The organism is Pseudomonas sp. Marseille-Q5115 (genome assembly GCF_916618905.1).
GTDB lineage: Bacteria > Pseudomonadota > Gammaproteobacteria > Pseudomonadales > Pseudomonadaceae > Aquipseudomonas > Aquipseudomonas japonica_A.
The window spans coordinates 1,586,467-1,603,333 of sequence record NZ_CAKAKI010000001.1; the positions used below are offsets into that span (position 1 = coordinate 1,586,467).

General features: G+C 63.4%; 16 protein-coding genes. 4 read left to right on the plus strand and 12 right to left on the minus strand.

The window, feature by feature from the left end:
* Nucleotides 1-61: 61 nt before the first annotated feature.
* Nucleotides 62-925 carry a LysR family transcriptional regulator gene (locus tag LG385_RS07555; protein WP_263974679.1) on the plus strand — a complete coding sequence of 288 codons (864 nt, stop codon included), beginning with the start codon at nt 62-64 and terminating at the stop codon, nt 923-925.
* A 120-nt stretch (nt 926-1,045) separates the two neighbouring features.
* Here LG385_RS07555 and LG385_RS07560 read toward each other — a convergent pair whose 3' ends face one another.
* Nucleotides 1,046-2,242, minus strand: coding sequence for a DUF2252 domain-containing protein (locus LG385_RS07560; RefSeq protein ID WP_225773731.1), 1,197 nt, complete (start codon nt 2,240-2,242; stop codon nt 1,046-1,048).
* Between the two features lie 234 nt (nt 2,243-2,476).
* Here LG385_RS07560 and LG385_RS07565 point away from each other — a divergent pair, with 234 nt between their 5' ends.
* Together LG385_RS07565 and LG385_RS07570 are read left to right on the plus strand one after the other, a co-directional pair.
* On the plus strand, nt 2,477-3,169 hold the full coding sequence (locus tag LG385_RS07565) for a hypothetical protein (protein WP_225773733.1): 693 nt from the start codon (nt 2,477-2,479) through the stop codon (nt 3,167-3,169).
* Nucleotides 3,166-4,068: a hypothetical protein gene (locus tag LG385_RS07570; RefSeq protein ID WP_225773735.1), complete on the plus strand. Its 903-nt coding sequence runs from the start codon at nt 3,166-3,168 to the stop codon at nt 4,066-4,068. The genes LG385_RS07565 and LG385_RS07570 overlap by 4 nt, the downstream gene beginning before the upstream one ends.
* Nucleotides 4,069-4,114: 46 nt before the next feature.
* Here the strand turns inward: LG385_RS07570 and LG385_RS07575 are convergent, their stop codons facing one another.
* The 3 genes from LG385_RS07575 to LG385_RS07585 are packed head-to-tail and all read right to left on the minus strand — an operon-like array spanning nt 4,115 to nt 8,459.
* Nucleotides 4,115-5,299 carry a DUF1624 domain-containing protein gene (locus LG385_RS07575; protein WP_225773737.1) on the minus strand — a complete coding sequence of 395 codons (1,185 nt, stop codon included), beginning with the start codon at nt 5,297-5,299 and terminating at the stop codon, nt 4,115-4,117.
* A gap of 40 nt (nt 5,300-5,339) precedes the next feature.
* A complete protein-coding gene (locus LG385_RS07580) occupies nt 5,340-6,953 on the minus strand; it encodes a GMC family oxidoreductase (RefSeq protein WP_225773739.1) in 1,614 nt (537 codons plus the stop codon).
* 18 nt (nt 6,954-6,971) lie between these two features.
* Nucleotides 6,972-8,459 carry an aldehyde dehydrogenase gene (locus LG385_RS07585; RefSeq protein ID WP_225773741.1) on the minus strand — a complete coding sequence of 496 codons (1,488 nt, stop codon included), beginning with the start codon at nt 8,457-8,459 and terminating at the stop codon, nt 6,972-6,974.
* A 261-nt stretch (nt 8,460-8,720) separates the two neighbouring features.
* Here LG385_RS07585 and LG385_RS07590 point away from each other — a divergent pair, with 261 nt between their 5' ends.
* Nucleotides 8,721-9,635: a LysR family transcriptional regulator gene (locus tag LG385_RS07590; protein ID WP_225773743.1), complete on the plus strand. Its 915-nt coding sequence runs from the start codon at nt 8,721-8,723 to the stop codon at nt 9,633-9,635.
* A 43-nt stretch (nt 9,636-9,678) separates the two neighbouring features.
* Here LG385_RS07590 and argE read toward each other — a convergent pair whose 3' ends face one another.
* The 8 genes from argE to LG385_RS07630 all read right to left on the minus strand — a co-directional run bounded on the left by argE (nt 9,679) and on the right by LG385_RS07630 (nt 16,860).
* Nucleotides 9,679-10,830: an acetylornithine deacetylase gene (gene argE, locus LG385_RS07595; RefSeq protein ID WP_225773745.1), complete on the minus strand. Its 1,152-nt coding sequence runs from the start codon at nt 10,828-10,830 to the stop codon at nt 9,679-9,681.
* Nucleotides 10,827-11,504 (minus strand): DUF1028 domain-containing protein, encoded by a 678-nt coding sequence (locus LG385_RS07600; protein WP_225773747.1) that lies wholly within the window; start codon nt 11,502-11,504, stop codon nt 10,827-10,829. Before LG385_RS07600 ends, argE begins: the two co-directional genes overlap by 4 nt.
* 13 nt (nt 11,505-11,517) lie before the next feature.
* Nucleotides 11,518-11,934 carry a RidA family protein gene (locus LG385_RS07605; RefSeq protein ID WP_181116550.1) on the minus strand — a complete coding sequence of 139 codons (417 nt, stop codon included), beginning with the start codon at nt 11,932-11,934 and terminating at the stop codon, nt 11,518-11,520.
* Between the two features lie 2 nt (nt 11,935-11,936).
* Nucleotides 11,937-13,256 (minus strand): flavin-containing monooxygenase, encoded by a 1,320-nt coding sequence (locus tag LG385_RS07610; RefSeq protein ID WP_225773749.1) that lies wholly within the window; start codon nt 13,254-13,256, stop codon nt 11,937-11,939.
* A gap of 153 nt (nt 13,257-13,409) precedes the next feature.
* Nucleotides 13,410-14,249: an ABC transporter ATP-binding protein gene (locus LG385_RS07615; protein WP_181116544.1), complete on the minus strand. Its 840-nt coding sequence runs from the start codon at nt 14,247-14,249 to the stop codon at nt 13,410-13,412.
* Complete coding sequence (locus LG385_RS07620) at nt 14,237-15,040, minus strand: ABC transporter permease (protein ID WP_181121322.1); 804 nt, start codon at nt 15,038-15,040, stop codon at nt 14,237-14,239. Before LG385_RS07620 ends, LG385_RS07615 begins: the two co-directional genes overlap by 13 nt.
* A gap of 10 nt (nt 15,041-15,050) precedes the next feature.
* Nucleotides 15,051-16,037, minus strand: coding sequence for an ABC transporter substrate-binding protein (locus tag LG385_RS07625; RefSeq protein WP_225773751.1), 987 nt, complete (start codon nt 16,035-16,037; stop codon nt 15,051-15,053).
* A 370-nt stretch (nt 16,038-16,407) separates the two neighbouring features.
* Nucleotides 16,408-16,860 carry a type II 3-dehydroquinate dehydratase gene (locus LG385_RS07630; protein WP_225773753.1) on the minus strand — a complete coding sequence of 151 codons (453 nt, stop codon included), beginning with the start codon at nt 16,858-16,860 and terminating at the stop codon, nt 16,408-16,410.
* Nucleotides 16,861-16,867: the final 7 nt, after the last annotated feature.

A 16,867-nucleotide genomic window follows, 5' to 3' on the forward strand; every position in this document is an offset into this window, starting at 1 on the left:
GTATCCATCGGTACAGCGGGAAGGTACGATGTCATCCATCGGAAAAACAGGTAGATGAGCAATGCGCGGCTTCGATCTGGAACAGCTCAAGACATTGGTTGCGGCCGTGGATACCGGCAGCTTTTCTGCAGCCGCGCCCTTGCGCTGCCTTTCACAATCTTCGCTAAGTGAACAACTGCGCAAGCTGGAAGACGCTGCAGGCGCGCAGTTGCTGGTGCGTGGCAAGTCTGGGGTGAAGCCAACGGCAGCAGGGGACCGGCTATTGGCCCATGCGCGTGGCATTCTGGCCCTGGCGGACACGGCGTGGCGGGACATGCATGCCGTGCCCCTGATTGGGGAAGTGCATCTGGGCATCTCGGATTACTTGCGCCCTGGCGAGGTGACGAGGCTGTTGGGGCGCCTGGCCCACCATTATCCCGGCTTGCGAATAAGAACACGGATTGGCAAAAGCGCTGAGATCAGCGCGGCCCATCGCAGTGGCGAGCTTGCTTTGGCGGTGGTGATGCAGGTGGCGTCGGCACGGCCTGCGCTGCCCGCAGGCACCCACGTGTTGCGCAGCGAACCGCTGCAATGGGTGGCGGCGCGTGGCACGGTGCTCAAGCCGGGGCGTGCAGTTGAGCTGGCGCTGCTGCCCGAAACCTGCACGCTCCACAGGGTGGCCTGTCAGGCGTTGAACGCGCACGGCATTGCTCATGAACTCGCCCATGTGGCCTCCGGTGTGGCCGGGTTGCAGGCCGCGGTTGCAGCGGGCTTGGGCATTGCGTGCCTCAATGCTTCGTCGATCATTGAGCACAGCATGATTGCCCTGCCTGAGGGCGTGTTGCCGGTGCTACCGGAGGTGGATTTCGTGCTGTTGCCGATCAGTGAGGATGAGGGCGGTCGGTTGAGCGCCATGGCTGAGGTGATTGTGCAGACGCTCGCGTAAGCGTGGCGCCATTCGCGAGCTCCGCCTGCGGCTTCGCTTGCTCCCACAATGCCCAGCCAGGATCGGTTGTGTTGGAAGCGGGCAAAGCTCGCGAATAGGGTTTTGCCATTTCGCGAAGGGTCATTCCTTGCGGCTTTGTTCCAGCGCATAGCGTCGACAGTGTTCCAGGTAGCCTTTTTCATGGCTGCCTACCAATTGCACCACACTGGACCACAGCCAGGACGGGGCATCCAGCGCCCGGGAGCGGTTGCGTTGCAAGTCGTTCACCCATTCTTGCCGGGTGGTCATGTCCATTTGCTGGGCGTGCGCCTTGCCGACTACGCGGGCGAGGTAGGTCGCCACGGTCATGGCTTCGGCCTGGGTAAGCTCGTCCAGCTCCAGCTTCATGTCCTGGGGCAGCAGTTCACGGATGAAGAAGCCCCGGCCCAGCATGCGTGTGGCGATCATGCGGTTGCCCAACGCAGGTGAGAGCTGCCGCGCGCCAGCGACCACCCGTTGCGCATTGTCCCGCGGCATTGGAGCCCGGGCCGCCCGGGGCGCCGCGGCACCGACTGCTTCCTTGATATCGATCAGGCAATAGTCCCGCTCATCTTCAGGGCCCACGCCCAGCAACACCGCATAGCGACACAAGCCCAGCGAGCTGCAGCCCTTTACCCAATAGGCCGCGTCCAGCAGCGTTACCGGGTCCTCGTGTGAGCGGCCTTTGAGTGACGTCACCAACCCATGGATATCCGGACCCTCGCACAGGGCCTTGATCGCTTTGCGTTCTTCTTTGGAGAGGGGCCAGAAATGCTTACCCAGTGGAATGGTGGGGTGCAGGTGTTCGATACGTTCCTTGGCCAGGTGCTTCCAGGTGCGCTGCACGGCGCTGCGCATGCTGCCCTTCACCTGCGGCGGGCGCTCGGGCTCCTCATCGTTGCCGGGGTCGAACGCCAGCTCGTACCCCCGCATCATTTCCTCGAGCATGCGCGCAGTGGCGACCCCGGGCAGGTCGGAACCCCGCGCGGCCGTGGCCAGCGACAGGCCCAGGCGCACCAGGTCGTGGGCCGGGTTGCCGATCACCGTCTGGTCCAGGTCGCGGATATGAATGTCGATCTTGCCCTTCAGGCTGCCGGTCGGGCCGAGGTTGCCCGCGTGGCAATCCCCGCAAATCCAAACCGATGGGCCACTGGGCAGCCGGCGCCCAGGCTGGCTGTGCAGCCATTCATAGAACTGGACGGTACTGCCACGCACATAAGCGTGGGCGGACCGGGCCATTTTCAAATTGCGAAGTTGAGTGAGGGGTTCGAGGCGTTCCGCGGGGTCTACTGCTTTCATGGGGTACGTTCTGAGGGCGATGTGCCATTGACCCGCCGCGAGCGTAGATGTTTCAGATTGTTACTTGGAGGCTAATGGCACACTGGCATCCTTTTCGACGAAGGGTGAGGCACGACGAAGATTGACGCTAGTATTTTGACATCACTTTGAGTAGGCTTGGATCCTGTATCAGGGAGGGTACACAGGCGCAGGCCAGGCCTTTCCTGGCGTTCCCGCTCGAATGGATTGTCTACCATGCGCTATCGTGCCTCCCGTCTGCTGTTCCTTGTATTGCTTGCCCTTGGCGCGCTCACCGGCTGCGCCCATAACCAGAAGCCGGTAGGGCTTGACCCGCAGTTCTGGGCGGACACAAAGCCTGTGATTGGCATTGCCATGAGCCCTGTGCCGCCGCCGCGCCTGGCGCTTACCGGCAATCAGGGGCTGATCGAATTGGGTATCAATACCGCGGTAAATAACACGCTCAGCACCGCAGTGGCAGGGTGGGGCACCGATGATTTCAAAGCCCTGCCGGAAGACCTCGCCGCACGGCTGGAGGCCAAGGGCTTCAAGGTCAAACGCATTCCCGAGCAGATTGACCTCAGCAAATACAAGCAGACCAGCTGGCGTGAAGGCTACGTTGACCGCGACCTCAGTGCGCTGAAGGCTCAATACGGCATTGACCGGCTGCTGCTGGTGTCAGTCAATTCCACGGGCGCCTTCCGCAGTTACTACAGCGTGGTGCCCACCAGCGCGCCCACCCCACAGGTGGGTGGCGTAGGGTTGCTGATGGACACCGCCGACAATCACCTCATCTGGTACAAGCCGTTCGCCGTAGTCCAGCCTGCCCAGGGCGAGTGGGATCAGCCTGGCTATGCCAACCTGTCCAATGCCTGGTATCAGGCCGTGGACGGGGGGCGCCAGCAAGTGCTGGCACCGTTCGCGCCATGACGATTCGCGCCTGCATCGCCAGCCTCGGGCTCGCCGCCACGCTCGGCGGGTGTGCTCAGGCACCCGCCGGCCCCGCGCATTTCACCGACCCCCATGCACAGGCTTACGTGACCGAGCACGGCGCTCGAGTGGACGTCAGCCTGCCCAAGGGGCCCCTGGTGAGTGCGGCACTGTTGATCGATTCGGCCGCCGCCAGTGCTGCCCAGGCGACCACGGACCAGATGGCTGCGAACATGCGCGGCAATGGTTTGATCGGCTTGGCCGTGACCTCTGCCGTCAGCGCCCAATCCGGCGCAGGGGCGTTGCAGCGCAAGGCACAGGCCGCAGCGGACCAGGATGCGAAACCCTTGGCTAGCCTGCTCAGTGGCTTGCCGATGGACACCCAGCTTGCCCGCCGCTACCAGGCTGCCGCCCTTGCCGCAGGCCTGCCTGAAGGGAAGGGTGCGGTGGTCGCGCGGTTGGCCATCGCGCCACATATCGTGCTGACCGCCGACCGTGCGCACTTTGTGCTGAGCAGCGACGTTCGCCTGGAAGACATCGCCGGCGGCGCGCTCTACAGCGCCCGAGTGGACGTTGGCAGCCCATCGCTGCGCCGCTGCGGGGCGGATTGCATCGATGACGGCCAGCTGGAACAGGCCCGGGTGGAGGCCGCCCTGGAGGCGTGTGTGAGCGAAACCTTGCGGCTGGTGGCGCAGGAAATCAGCGGCACCGCCGTCCCCGCCGGGCCGGAACGTACCTTGCGCTACGTGCTCGACGGCCAGCGGGTAGTCGAGCGCGGGCGTTTGTTGGCCGGCAGTGAAGGCTACCTCCGGTACCTGGCGCTGGACGGGGCGGTCAAGGCCATGCCGGTCGCGCTTGAGGGGCAGGTGATGGCGACCGCCACCCATGCACGGCCCTGACCGGGCCATGCCTAACGCCCGGTCGCCAGCAAGGTGCTGGACAGGCTTAGAAATATTTCAACCACGCCATATCCCGCCGCCGCTGCTTGAGGGCAGCGAACCACCGTGTGGGGTAAAAGAGCGACACGGCCAGTACCGCACTGCACAGCCAGATTGCGGACAGGTTCTCGAACCCGTAATAAGCCCCCTGATTCGTGCCCCACACACTGACCGCGACGATATACAGGGCCTTCAACACATACAAATGCAGCAGGTAGAAGAACATCGGCGCGCCGCCGTACAGGGCCAGCACCGCAGTACCGCGCCAGTGTTGAACGCGTTCGAGCGCCGCCAGCAGCACAAGGCCCAGCCCTAAGGTAGGCAGCAGGAACATCAACGAAGGCGGGTATTTCCGTGCCGTCAGAAAGCTCATGACGGTTCCAAGCGTATCCCCGGTGTGTACCCAAGGCTGGTCACCGTACACATTCGCCCAGCGAATCGCCACGAAAGCGACCAGCAGCCCCACCCCGGTGTTGAGCAAGCGCTGGCGCCGTCGCGCCGGCAAAACCCCTTGGCTGAACCACGGCCCCATGGCCCACCCCAACAGAATCACCCCGATCCACGGCAGCACGGGGTAAGTGGTGCGGGCACGCATACCCTCCGCCAGTTCGATAAACGATCGCTGGTGCAATATCGACCAGGGCACAAACAGCGGTGAGTCGCTGGTCAACACCACCGAGTCCAGCAGGTTGTGCCCGCCGATGATTGCCACGGCCAGGGCAATCACCATGGGCCGGCTGAAATGCAGTGCGCCGGCCAGTACCAGCATGCACACGCCAATGCACCAGATCACCTGCAGCCACAGGGTCTCGGGCAGCAGCGTGCCGTTCCAGGCAAGGTTCACCAGAGTGAGTTCAAGCACGATCAGAAACAGGCCCCGCTTGAGCAAAAATACCGACGTGTCCCGGGCGCTGTGCTTCTGGCTGTAGAGCCAGGCGGATAGCCCGGTAAGCAAAATGAACACCGGAGCGCAGAGGGCGCTGAGCAGCCGGGTGAGGAACAGGCCGGGGTCCACCGTCAGCGCATCAATGGGGTCGCCGACCTGTTTGTGCAGCCAGAAGGTTTCGCGGGCGTGGTCCACCAGCATGAACAGCATCACCAGCCCGCGCAGGGCGTCGATGGCACCCAGGCGGGCGGTAGCGGTAATCGAAGAAGGGGCCGAGAGGGGAACGGCCCGCACTGAAAGCAACATACGTCAACTCGAACGGTGGCGTTACAACATAACATACCATTCACGCGCGTTTCATCTCCTCGAACGCGGTAACACCGAGAATGAAGTCGGCCGCTCTTTCGCCAATCATGATGCAGGGTGCGTTGGTGTTGCCGCTGACCAGCGTGGGCATGATCGAGGCATCAGCTACCCGAAGCCCTTCCAGCCCGTGAACGCAAAGGTCCGGGCCGACCACGCTGAGCGGGTCTTGTCCCATTTTGCAGGTGCCTACGGGGTGGAACACGGTGGCGGCATTTTCCCGGATGTACGCCAGCAGTTGCTCATCGGTTTGCACCTGCTCGCCGGGGAGCATTTCGGTACCTCGGATAGGCGCGAACAGGGGGTCGGCCAGCACTTTGCGGGCAAGTTTCAGGCCCTCCACCAGCACTTTGGCGTCCTCGGGCTCGGCGAGGAAGTTGAAGTCGATGACCAGTTCGCCGTTGGCCTGCAATCGCAGCTCGCCGATGCTTTTGGGGCGTAGCACGCAGGTATGCACGGCGTAGCCGTGGCCCCACTCGAACAGCCGCCCACGGTGGCTGCGGTAACCCGGCACAAAGTGGAATTGAACATCGGGCAACGTATCGGCCAGGGGCGTACACGCAAAGCCACCAGCTTCCACATAGTTGGTGGTAAGCCAGCCCTTGCGCCCTCGTAGGTAACGCCACGGCGCGCTCAGCAGGCTGGGTAGCGCACCCAACGAAAAGCCGAGGGTGGAAGCACTTTTGGAGCGGATGGTAATCAGCCCGTCGAGGTGGTCCTGCAGGTTCTTGCCCACGCCGGGCAGGTGATGCAGCGGGCGTATCCCGGCCTGTTTCAGTTCGTCTTCCGGGCCGATACCAGACGCCAACAGCAACTGAGGGCTGCCCAGGCTGCCCGCGGCCAGGATTACTTCGCGTTGTGCAACCAACCGCTGAGCCACGCCGGCCCGAGTGATGTTCACGCCGGTGACGCGCTTGCCCTCCAGTGCGAGCGAAGTGACCGCGCAGTCTGTCATCACGGTGAGATTGGGCCGGTTGAGTACCGGCTGCACGAAGGCACGGTAGCTGGACAGCCGTTTGCCATCCTTCTGGGTCACGTTATAGAGGCCACAGCCTTCAAGTTCAGCGCCATTGAAGTCGTCATTGCGGCGCAAGCCGACCTGCTCGGCGGCCTTCACGAACAACCGGGACACCGGGTTAGGGTCGCGAGGCTGATCCACATGCAGCTCGCCATTGCTGCCGTGGTAAGCCGTGCTCTGGCCCAGCAGGTTACGCTCGGATTTCTTGAAGTAGGGCAGCACGCTCTGCCAGTCCCAGCCGGGGCAACCGGCGGCCGCCCAGCGGTCGTAATCCGACGCGTGGCCGCGGATGTAGATCATGCTGTTCATCGAGCTGGAGCCGCCGAGCATCTTGCCGCGCGGGGTGTGCAGGCGGCGGTTGTTCAAGGCTTTTTGCGGCGCTGAGAGGAAATTCCAGCTGTAGGTTTTGCTCTTGTACAGCGTGATGGTCCCGGCGGGTGTGTGGATGCGCACGTTGTTGTCGTGGCGGCCGGCCTCGATCAGGCACACGCGGTTGGCCGGGTTTGCGCTCAAGCGGTTGGCCAGTACGCAGCCTGCCGAGCCCGCGCCAACGATGATGTAATCGAAATCCCCGCTCATGGGTGCTCCTTGGAGGCTTCAGCGAAACTGGAACCAGGTGGTCTTCAACTGGGTGTATTTGTCGAACGAATGCAGTGACAGGTCGCGCCCGAAGCCTGATTGCTTGCCGCCGCCGAAGGGCACGGTCACGTCCAGCGCATCCACGGTGTTCACCGACACAGTGCCGGCGTTGAGGCGCCCGGCAACGCGGTGGGCGCGGTTGAGGTCGTCGCTCCACACCGAGGCCGCCAGGCCGTAGATGTGGTCGTTGGCCAAGGCCACGGCCTCGTCCTCGCTGTCGAAGGCAGTTGCCGCCAATACCGGGCCGAACACTTCTTCGCGCGCCAACGGCTGGTCCGCGGTTACGCCCGTAAAGATGGTGGGCTGGATGAAGTTGCTCGAGCCATTGATCGTCAGCTGCTGGCCGCCGGTGACGCAGGTCGCGGAGCTGGCCTCGGCACCGGCGATGTATTGAACGATGCGCTCGGTTTGCCGCGCATTCACGATCGCGCCCATGCGGCTGGTAGGGTTCAGGGGGTCACCCGGTTGCCACGCCTTGGCCTTTTCGGCCAGGCGCTCGACAAATTCGTCGTGAATGGCGCGTTCGACCAGCAACCGCGAATTGGCCGAGCACACTTCTCCTTGGTTGAAGAAAATCCCGAAGGCTGCTTTTTCTGCCGCCAGGTCCAGGTCCTTGCAGTCGGCGAACACCACGTTCGGGCTTTTACCGCCGCATTCCAGCCATACCTGCTTGAGGTTGGAATGTGCCGAGTACTGCATGAACAACTTGCCCACCGCGGTGGAACCGGTGAAGGCCAGGGCGTCCACATCCGGGTGCAGCCCAAGGGCGCGGCCCGCGTGCTCGCCCAGGCCGGTGACCACGTTCAACACGCCTTCCGGCAAGCCAGCCTCCATCGCCAGTTCGGCCAGGCGCAAGGCAGAGAAGGGCGATTGCTCGGCGGGCTTGAGCACAATGCTGTTACCCGCCGCCAAGGCCGGGGCCAACTTCCAGGCCGCCATGTCCAACGGGAAGTTCCACGGCACCACGGCCGCGACCACACCCAGCGGCACACGTGTAATGGTCGCCAAGGCATCGCGGCCGGTGGGCGCAACTTCGTCGTACAGCTTGTCCAGCGCTTCACCGTACCAGGCGAATACGCCCGCTGCCCCGGGCACGTCGATGGTGTAGGCATCCATCACCGGCTTGCCCATGCTCAGCGAATCGAGCAGGGCCAGTTCTTCCCGGTGAGCCAACAGCAACTCGGCCAGTCGCAGCAAAACGGCCTTGCGCTCACGCGGTGCCATTCTTGCCCAGGGGCCTTGATCGTAGGCGTGACGGGCTACCTTTACTGCGGCATCCACGTCCGCTTCGCCACAGGCGGCTACATGGGCGAGCAGATGATTGGTGGCCGGATTGATAACCGCGAAGGTTTCGCCGCTTTGAGCGGCGTGCGGCCGGCCGTTGATCAATGCGCGGTCGATGAAGGTTTGCTGTTCGGCGAGGCGTTGCCAGCTGTTGAAATCCATCCAGTAATACCCTCGACGTCAATTTGTGGGGTGCGGCAATTACCGTGATAGTGGCCCGGGGCGAAGCGGCGATAAAATATTAAATATATGTTTTAGCGTTATCCGAAACATTGCCAGCAGGCACGTTACTGGTGCGCGCTTGGGGCGAGTGCACAGTTACGGACCAATAAAGCAAAACACCCGTCGAATAAATATTATTCCGCTGCGCTTTCATCCAACAAAGTTGATAGGATTCGGGCCAACGACACCTTGGAGGTTGCAATGGCCGCTTATAACTTGCGCCAGCTTAAATACTTCATTGCCACGGTAGAGTGCGGCAGCGTCGCTGAAGCTTCGCGCAAGCTGTATATCGCCCAGCCGTCGGTGTCTACCGCGATCAAGCAGCTGGAAGAAAGCTTTAACGTGCAGCTGTTCATCCGTCATCATGCCCAGGGTATGTCGCTCACGCCCAGCGGTTCGCGGTTCTATCGCAAGGCGCTGGAGCTGCTGCGGGTAGCCCACGAGTTCGAGCAGAACGCCCTGGCCGATAATGATGTGGTGGCCGGGCAGATCGACATCGGTTGCTTCGAAACCGTGGCGCCGTTGTACCTGCCGCGGTTGATCGCAGGCTTTCGGGATCGGTGGCCGGGAGTGGAAATCCGCATTCGCGACGGCGAGCAGCAAGAGCTGGTGCAAGCCCTTACCGGGGGCAGCATCGACCTGGCCATCCTGTACGAGCACGAGCTGGACAGCACCATCGAAACCGTTGCGCTGATGCCCCCGCAGCAGCCCCATGCGCTGCTCCCCGAAGGGCACCGTTTCGCCCAGCAGGCCAAGGTGTCGCTGAACGATCTGGTGCTCGAGCCGATGATCCTGCTGGACGTGCTCCCCAGCCGTAATTATTTCGTGAGCATCTTCGAAGAACTGGGCCTTAACCCCCACATCGTGTTCAGCTCGCCTTCGATCGAGATGGTGCGCGGCATGGTTGCCCGGGGCTTCGGGTTTTCCATCCTGGTGACCAAGCCGTTCTCGGACTACGCCTACGACGGCCAGAAAATCGTGTGTGTACCCTTGGCCGAAACCGTCACTGGCTCCGGCCTGTCCGCCGCCTGGCTGCGCAGAGGCCAGCTCACCAAGCCTGCGCAGTTGTTCGTGGATTATTGCCAGGAGGAGCTGGGGAAGGGGCGGGACGGTTGATTGGCTCGGTAACTTGCCCAGGGTTCGCGGGTTTCACCCGCCCCTACGCGCGGGCGAAGGCGAGGATTTTTTGCAGCATCCGGTCGCAGGTGGCCAGCTGTTCCAGCGACACAAACTCATCCGGCTTGTGACCCTGGTCCATGCTGCCGGGGCCGCACACCACGGTAGGGATGCCGGCCGCGTCGAACAGCCCCCCTTCGGTGCCAAAGGCTACGGTGTCGAACGCCGTGGAGCCGCAAAACGACGCGATCAGCTCGGCCGCCTGGCTTTGCGGGCTGGTGGCCAGGCCGGGGTAGGCTGAGAGCTCGGTAAAGCGGATACCACTCTGGGCACTCACCGCCTGCATACGGGGCAATACATGCTCCTGCGCATAGCGTTGCAACGTTTGAGCGACGGCGTGCGGGTCATGCGCCGGCAGCGCGCGGATTTCGAAATCGAACCGGCACTCCTGCGGCACGATGTTCAGCGCCTGGCCACCGCTGATCATCCCCGTTTGTACGGTGGTGAAGGGCGGATCGAAGCGGGGATCGTGCTGGTCCGGGGTTTTCAAACCGTCGCCGATCCGGCCCAGTTCATTGATCAGTGTGGCGGCGTATTCGATAGCGTTTACCCCTTGTGGGGCATACGCCGAATGGCAGGCATGGCCGCGCACGTCGCAGCGCATGGCCAGTTTGCCCTTGTGGCCTAGTACGGGCCGTAACTCGGTAGGCTCGCCAATGATGCACAGCCTCGGTTTGATCGGCCGTGCTTCCAGCGCCGTGAGCAAAGCACGCACACCGAGGCAGCCGACCTCTTCGTCGTAGGACAGCGCGATGTGCACCGGCAGGCGCAGCGGTGCTTCGAGCAGGGCGGGCACCAGCGCCAGCACACAGGCGATATAGCCCTTCATGTCGGCTGTGCCGCGGCCATACAGCCGGCCATTGTGCTCAGTCAGCGCGAAGGGGGGAAACGTCCAGGCCTGGCCGTCCACGGGCACCACGTCGGTGTGGCCGGACAGCACGATGCCAGGGCAGTCGTCCGGCCCGATCGTGGCAAACAGGTTGGCCTTGCTGCGCTCGGTGTTGTACACGCGCTGCGCGGCCACGCCGTGCTGGGCGAGGTAGCGCTCCACGAAGTCGATCAAGGCCAGGTTCGACTCTCGGCTGGTGGTGTCGAAGGCCACCAGCTCGCGCAACAGGGCCTGGCTATGGCTCATCGGTCGTCACCCGGCACGCCATAACCGGGGGCTTTCATCGGGTCCAGCGCGCGGTCGATGTAGTCCTGCAACTGGGGCCGGTAGGCCTGCCAGAGTTCGCCGAGTTTGCCGATGGGGTCGGCGTCGGCCCAGTCCACCCGCAGGTTGACGATTGGCCAGGTCAGCTCGCCTACCACAACCAGCGCGGCCGAGTGCACCGGGCCCGCCTCGCCGCCAGCGAGCTGGCCCGCGGTGAGGGCCGCGAGCAAACGGTCAGCCAGTTGCCCTTCGGCGGTTTCGAACGCTTCTACCATTGCCGCGATCACTGCCGTATCGGCGAGCATGTTGCCGGCCGCCACGCATTGCTCGCCGGCTAACGCATTGTGTGTGCCCAGGGTTTCACCGCCGCTGAAGTGCGCGGTGCGGCCCAGGTGATCGATGGCGGTAAGCTGGCGGTATTGGCTATAGCCGTTGCGGGTGAGCACCTGGTCCACAGCCTCGGTGGGCGCCAGGCCTGATTCCAGCGCATCGAGTACCTCCGGGCCCAGTGCGGGAAGGGTGATGTTCTGGCTGGCCACCGCGCCGACGCCCGGGCGCAGCCACGGGCAGCGCGCACCTACGGCGATGCTGGAAGAACTGATGGCAATGCCCAGCTGCCCTGTTTCGGCGCACCGCCCAACGATGGAAAACGTCATGGCCTGGCTCCTGTCATTCCGGAATGACTGCGATCACGTCGATTTCCATCAGCCATTGGGGCTGGCCCAACGCGGAAACCACCAGGCCGGTAGAGATGGGGAACACGCCCTTCAGCCATTTGCCCACTTCCTGATACACCGGCTCGCGGTAGCGAGGGTCGGTGAGGTAGGTGGTGGTTTTCACGATGTGGCTAAGGTCGCTGCCAGCCTCTTCAAGCAACTGCTTCACGTTGCGCATGGCCTGTTCCGCCTGGGCGCGGGGGTCACCCAGGCCCACCAGTTGGCCGTCGAAATCGGTGCCCACCTGGCCGCGCACATACACCGTATTGCCGGCGCGTACCGCCTGGCACAGATCGTTGTCCAGGGTTTGGTTGGGGTAGGTGTCGCGGGTATTGAACATGCGAATGCGGGTATGGGTTGGCTGGGCCATGGTCAAACTCCTGCGACGGCCGAACGCTTCGGCATAGGGCTGGCTGGGTGGGAGGAGGCGGGCAGCGGGCCGCTTTCATACGCCTCGTAAGTGCGTTGCTTGGCGATGTGGCCAGCGATGTGGCGGGCGTCGTGCCACACGCCCCAGATAAATGCCGAGCCACGCCGGGTGAGCCACGGCAGGCCCAGGAAATAGATGCCCGGCTCGCTGCCCACGCCGCGCTGGTGCTGGGGCTTGCCGGCGCTATCCAGGGCGTTGCCTTCCAGCCAGCTGAAGTCCACCGCGTAGCCGGTGGCCCAGATGATCGAGGTGATACCTGCGGCGGCCAGGTCCAGCGACAACAGCGGCTGGGTCACGCAGTCAGGGTTGGGGTACACCCGCCGTGCCTCGGGCTCTTCGGGAAGGTCCAGGCCGTTACGGGCGATGTAAGCGTCCGCCGCGTCCAGCAGCGCCTGGTAGTTTTCGTCGCCACGGGCGAGGTTGTCGACCAGGTCTGGCGCGAAGCTCACCACGCCGTTATCGAAGGCGCGGGTAAGGCCAACGAGGGTGATGCCTTGGTGGGCCAGCGCGCGAAAGTCCACGGTGCGTCCGCCATGGGCGCCGCTCACCGCGATGGTCACATGCTCACGGCCCGGCTTGCGCACTTCGGCGTCCCATTCGCCGAGCACGCCCAGCCACCAGCAAAAGTCCCGGCCACGGTAGGCGCGCGGCGGCCGATCATGGGCGCCGACGGAGAGGTAGACCTGCCGCCCGGCGCCGCGCAGTTCGTCGGCGATCTGTACGCCGGACGAGCCCGCACCTACTACCAGCACCGCCCCTTCGGGCAACTGCCGTGGGTTGCGGTACTCGGCCGAGTGCAGTTGCAGCAAACCTTCGATGGCCGGCGCAATGGCCGGGATCACTGGCCGCTGGAAGGGCCCGGTAGCGGCCACCACGCGGCGGGCCTCGAGGGTGCCTTCGGACGTGTCCACGGTGAACCCTGGGCGGCCGACGTTGCGGGTCACTCGTTTGACCTCCACGCCGGTACGGATCGGGGCGTTGATCTGCCGTGCGTAGGTTTCGAAGTAGGCGGCCACGTCGTCCTTGCCGGCAAAGCCGTCCGGGTGAACGCTGGCAAATTCGAGCCCGGGAAAGCGGTCATGCCACGCTGGGCCGTTGGCGACCAGTGAATCCCAGCGGCCAGTGCGCCAGGCTTCGGCGATACGGCTACGTTCAAGTACCAGGTGGGGCACGCCCAGCGCGCCCAGGTGTTCACTCATGGCCACGCCGGCTTGCCCTGCGCCAACCACCAGTGTGTCGATGAAAGTATTGTTCAGTGTCATCGGTGTTTCCTTGAAGAAGACCGTGTTACATCAGGCTAGAGCGGGGCAGGGCACCGGTAAAATAGTATTAAGTTGGGCACTGAATATATTTGAGCGAAGTGCTGCTGTAGCGAGTAGGTAACTTTGGAATGCCCGCGTTAACTAACGGCGCTGTCAATGTTCTTCGCCTTCGTGTAACAAGTGAAAGATTTCTTTTTTCATCGATATAAACCCTGGGTCCATCACCATGTCCAGGTGGCGCGGCCGTTCTATGGGCACGTCCAGCACTTTCTTGATACGCCCCGGGCGCGCGCCCATGGCGAAGATCTGGTCGCCCAGCAGAATGGCCTCGTCAATGTCATGGGTCACGAACAACACCGTCTTCTTGCTGTGCTCCCAGACCTTCAACAGCAGTTGCTGCATTTGCAGGCGGGTCTGGCTGTCCAGGGCGCCGAAGGGTTCGTCCATGAGCAGGATTTGCGGGTCGTTGGCGAGCGCCCGGGCGATCGCCACCCGTTGCTTCATGCCGCCGGACAGCTGCTTGGAATAATTGTCGGCAAAGCGGGTGAGGCCCACCTCGTTGAGATAATGCTCAACGATGTCCTTGCGTTCGGCGGCGCCGACCTTGCGGCGTTTGAGCCCGAACTCGATGTTCTGCCGCACGGTGAGCCACGGGAACAGGGTGTAGGCCTGGAACACCATCCCACGGTCCGCGCCGGGGCCGTCCACCGCCTTGCCGTTCACGAAAATGTCGCCGCCGCTGGGCTCAGCCAGGCCAGCGGTGAGGTACAGCAGGCTGGACTTGCCGCAGCCCGAAGGCCCTACCAGCACCGCGAACTGCTGGTCTTTTACCTCCAGCGACACGTTTTCCAGCGCGGTGAATACGCCGCCATCCGGGGTGGGATAGCGCAGGCTCACGCTGTCGATCTTCAAGCTGGTCGCGGCGGCAGGCGCGCCGGCCTGGCCGGCAGCCACGCCGCCGAAACGGTTGGACGCTGCGGTTATTGTGCCCATGCTGCCACCTTCAAACGGATCAGACGGAAAAGTTGGTCAGTGATCAGGCCCAACAGGCCGATCACCGCAATGGCCAGGAAGATCACGTCCACCTGGAAGCCGCGCATGGCCTTGAGGCTCAGGTAGCCCAGGCCACTGGAGGCAGCTACCAGTTCGGCAACCACCAGGTAAGTCCAGGCCCAGCCCATGGTCACCCGCAAGGTGTCGAGAATGCCGGGCACCGAGGCCGGGGCAATCACATGCACCAAGGCATCGCGGCGGTTCGAACCCAGGGTGTAGGAGGCGTCGACCAGGTCCCGGGAAATCCCGCGGGACACGTCGGCGATCATCACCAGTTGCTGGAAGAACACGCCGAAGATGATTACCGACACCCGTTGCTCGATACCGATGCCGATCCAGAGGATGAACAGCGGCACGAACGAGGTGACCGGCAGGTAGCGAATGAAATTCACCACTGGTTCAAGGAACGCCTGCACCACCCGGAAGCTGCCCATCAGCAGCCCCAGGGGTACGGCCACAATGGAGGACACAATAAAGCCCACCATCACCACTTCCAGGCTGGCCCATACGTGTTCGCTCAGCGCGCCGTCCCGCGACAGCCGCAGCGCGGCATCCACGACCGCACCGGGTGTGGGCAGGAACATCGCCGGCACTATGCCGCCGTACGACAAACCCGCCCAGAGGCCGATCATCAAGGCCCAGGCCAGGGCGCTGGCGCTCCATACCACGGGCATGGGCAACGAGGTTTTCGGTGTGATGCACCGGTTCAGCCATGAGCTGCGCTTGAACATGGAAGGCTCCTTACTTGGGCGTCACGAAGCGGTTATCGACCAGTTCGTCGTAGGTCACGTTGTAAGGCTTGCCTTGCAAGGCGCTGGCGGCTTCGTTGGCCAGCTTCAATACCGCGGCGGCTTCGCCCGGCTTGCCGTTGCTGCCCAGCAGCTTCTCGCTCATGGCCTGGTCGTAGAAGCGCACGCCCTTGGCGGCGGCGGCGAGTTCTTTCGGGTCTGCCAGGTAACCGCCCACACCCTTGGCCATCGCGGCATAGGCCTGCTCAGGATGGTCCTTGGTGTATTGCACTGCCTTGTAGAGGCCACTCACCAGCGCCTTCACGTCGGCGGGCTGCTTCTCGATCACGTCGCAGCTCAGCGCCACCACGTCAACGATCACCCCGGGGGTGCTGCTGCTGTCCACCAGCACCTTGCCCTGTTGCTTGTTGCGCACCATGGACAAGTGCGGCTCCCAGGTCACGGCGGCAGGCACGCGGCCGGCGATAAAGGCGGTGGCGGCATCGTCTGCGGTCATGTTCTGAATCTTCAGGTCGCTCATCTGCATGCCCGCCTGCTTGAGCAGGTAGCTGAGCCAGAACTGCGACACCGAGCCTTCGTTCACCGCAATGGCCTTGCCCTTCAGGTCGCTGAGGCTGTTCACATCCTTGCCGACCACCACGCCGTCGCCGCCATAGCTTTCATCCAGCGCGGCCACCGCCTTGAAGCAGAACTGTGGGCGGTACTTGAGGATTTCATCCAGGGTAGAGGCCGAGCCAGACAACTTGCCCGACGCCTGCGCGGCCATGTACATGGAGGCTTCTTCGATGGTGGGCAATTCGACTGTAAGGCCTTGCTCCTTGAAGTAGCCCAGATCCTGGGCCAGGTACAGCGTGCCGTAGCCCACCCAGGTGGTATGCCCGATGGACAGCGTGCCGGCCTGCGCCGTAGTAGCGGCGCCAGCCAACAGTGCACCGGATGCCAGCAGCGTGGCGCAACGCGAAACGAAAGAATGGACCATGAATCACTCCCGAGATCGACAGAGAAGGGTTGTTCGAGTTGTCTGGGCAGGAAGCGAAAAGCGAAGGAAGGTACGGCTTCTGACGAGCCTTGATCGGTGGGGCAAGGCGATGGTGGCCGATTGGGAGGGGAAGGAAAATTATTAAATATGTGGTTTGGAACGAGGAAAAAGCTAACGGCGAGGGGCCGAAGTTATCTTCGGCCGCCACCACGCGGGCAGGGCCGAGCTGTAGCAGCCGGCCTTGGCCGCGACCGGCCCGGCAGGGGCGCAGATTCCGCGGTGGCGCGTCGCCTGTAGCAGCCGGCCTTAGCTGCGACCGGCATGGAAGGGCCGTAGATTCAGCAGGCTCTGTCGCAGGCAAGCCTTGCTGCTACGGGTTCGTGTTGGCCTCCAGCAACCCGGCCACCGCTCTGATCGCCAACGGGTACCCCTGCGCGCCCAGCCCGCAGATCACCGCGTTGGCCACCGTGGACATGATGGAGTGGCGGTGCAGTTCGTCCCGGGCATGGATGTTGGACAGGTGCAGCTCGACCAGCGGCGCTTCGATCAGCTTCAGCGCATCGAGCACGGGAATGGAATGGAAGGACAGGCCCGCCGGGTTGATCACTACCGCCGCGCCTTGCTCGAACGCTTCCTGCAGCCAGTCAACCATCACACCCTCGTGGTTGGTCTGGCGAAAGTCACAGCGCAGGTCAAGCTGTGCAGCGGTGGCTTCGGTAAGCCGCTGAATGTCGGTCAGGGTGGTATGGCCGTAGATATGAGGCTCGCGGCGCCCCAGCAGGTTCAGGTTGGGGCCATTGAGTACAAAGACGGTACGGTTCATGGAGGTC

Coding starts and splice junctions, on each gene's coding strand:
- LG385_RS07615 (WP_181116544.1), bottom strand. CDS start 14,249: ATGGGCACAATAACCGCAGCGTCCAACCGTTTCGGCGGCGTGGCTGCC.
- LG385_RS07580 (WP_225773739.1), bottom strand. CDS start 6,953: ATGAGCGGGGATTTCGATTACATCATCGTTGGCGCGGGCTCGGCAGGC.
- LG385_RS07575 (WP_225773737.1), bottom strand. CDS start 5,299: ATGTTGCTTTCAGTGCGGGCCGTTCCCCTCTCGGCCCCTTCTTCGATT.
- LG385_RS07625 (WP_225773751.1), bottom strand. CDS start 16,037: ATGGTCCATTCTTTCGTTTCGCGTTGCGCCACGCTGCTGGCATCCGGT.
- LG385_RS07600 (WP_225773747.1), bottom strand. CDS start 11,504: ATGACGTTTTCCATCGTTGGGCGGTGCGCCGAAACAGGGCAGCTGGGC.
- argE (WP_225773745.1), bottom strand. CDS start 10,830: ATGAGCCATAGCCAGGCCCTGTTGCGCGAGCTGGTGGCCTTCGACACC.
- LG385_RS07620 (WP_181121322.1), bottom strand. CDS start 15,040: ATGTTCAAGCGCAGCTCATGGCTGAACCGGTGCATCACACCGAAAACC.
- LG385_RS07560 (WP_225773731.1), bottom strand. CDS start 2,242: ATGAAAGCAGTAGACCCCGCGGAACGCCTCGAACCCCTCACTCAACTT.
- LG385_RS07630 (WP_225773753.1), bottom strand. CDS start 16,860: ATGAACCGTACCGTCTTTGTACTCAATGGCCCCAACCTGAACCTGCTG.
- LG385_RS07585 (WP_225773741.1), bottom strand. CDS start 8,459: ATGGATTTCAACAGCTGGCAACGCCTCGCCGAACAGCAAACCTTCATC.
- LG385_RS07555 (WP_263974679.1), top strand. CDS start 62: ATGCGCGGCTTCGATCTGGAACAGCTCAAGACATTGGTTGCGGCCGTG.
- LG385_RS07565 (WP_225773733.1), top strand. CDS start 2,477: ATGCGCTATCGTGCCTCCCGTCTGCTGTTCCTTGTATTGCTTGCCCTT.
- LG385_RS07570 (WP_225773735.1), top strand. CDS start 3,166: ATGACGATTCGCGCCTGCATCGCCAGCCTCGGGCTCGCCGCCACGCTC.
- LG385_RS07610 (WP_225773749.1), bottom strand. CDS start 13,256: ATGACACTGAACAATACTTTCATCGACACACTGGTGGTTGGCGCAGGG.
- LG385_RS07605 (WP_181116550.1), bottom strand. CDS start 11,934: ATGGCCCAGCCAACCCATACCCGCATTCGCATGTTCAATACCCGCGAC.
- LG385_RS07590 (WP_225773743.1), top strand. CDS start 8,721: ATGGCCGCTTATAACTTGCGCCAGCTTAAATACTTCATTGCCACGGTA.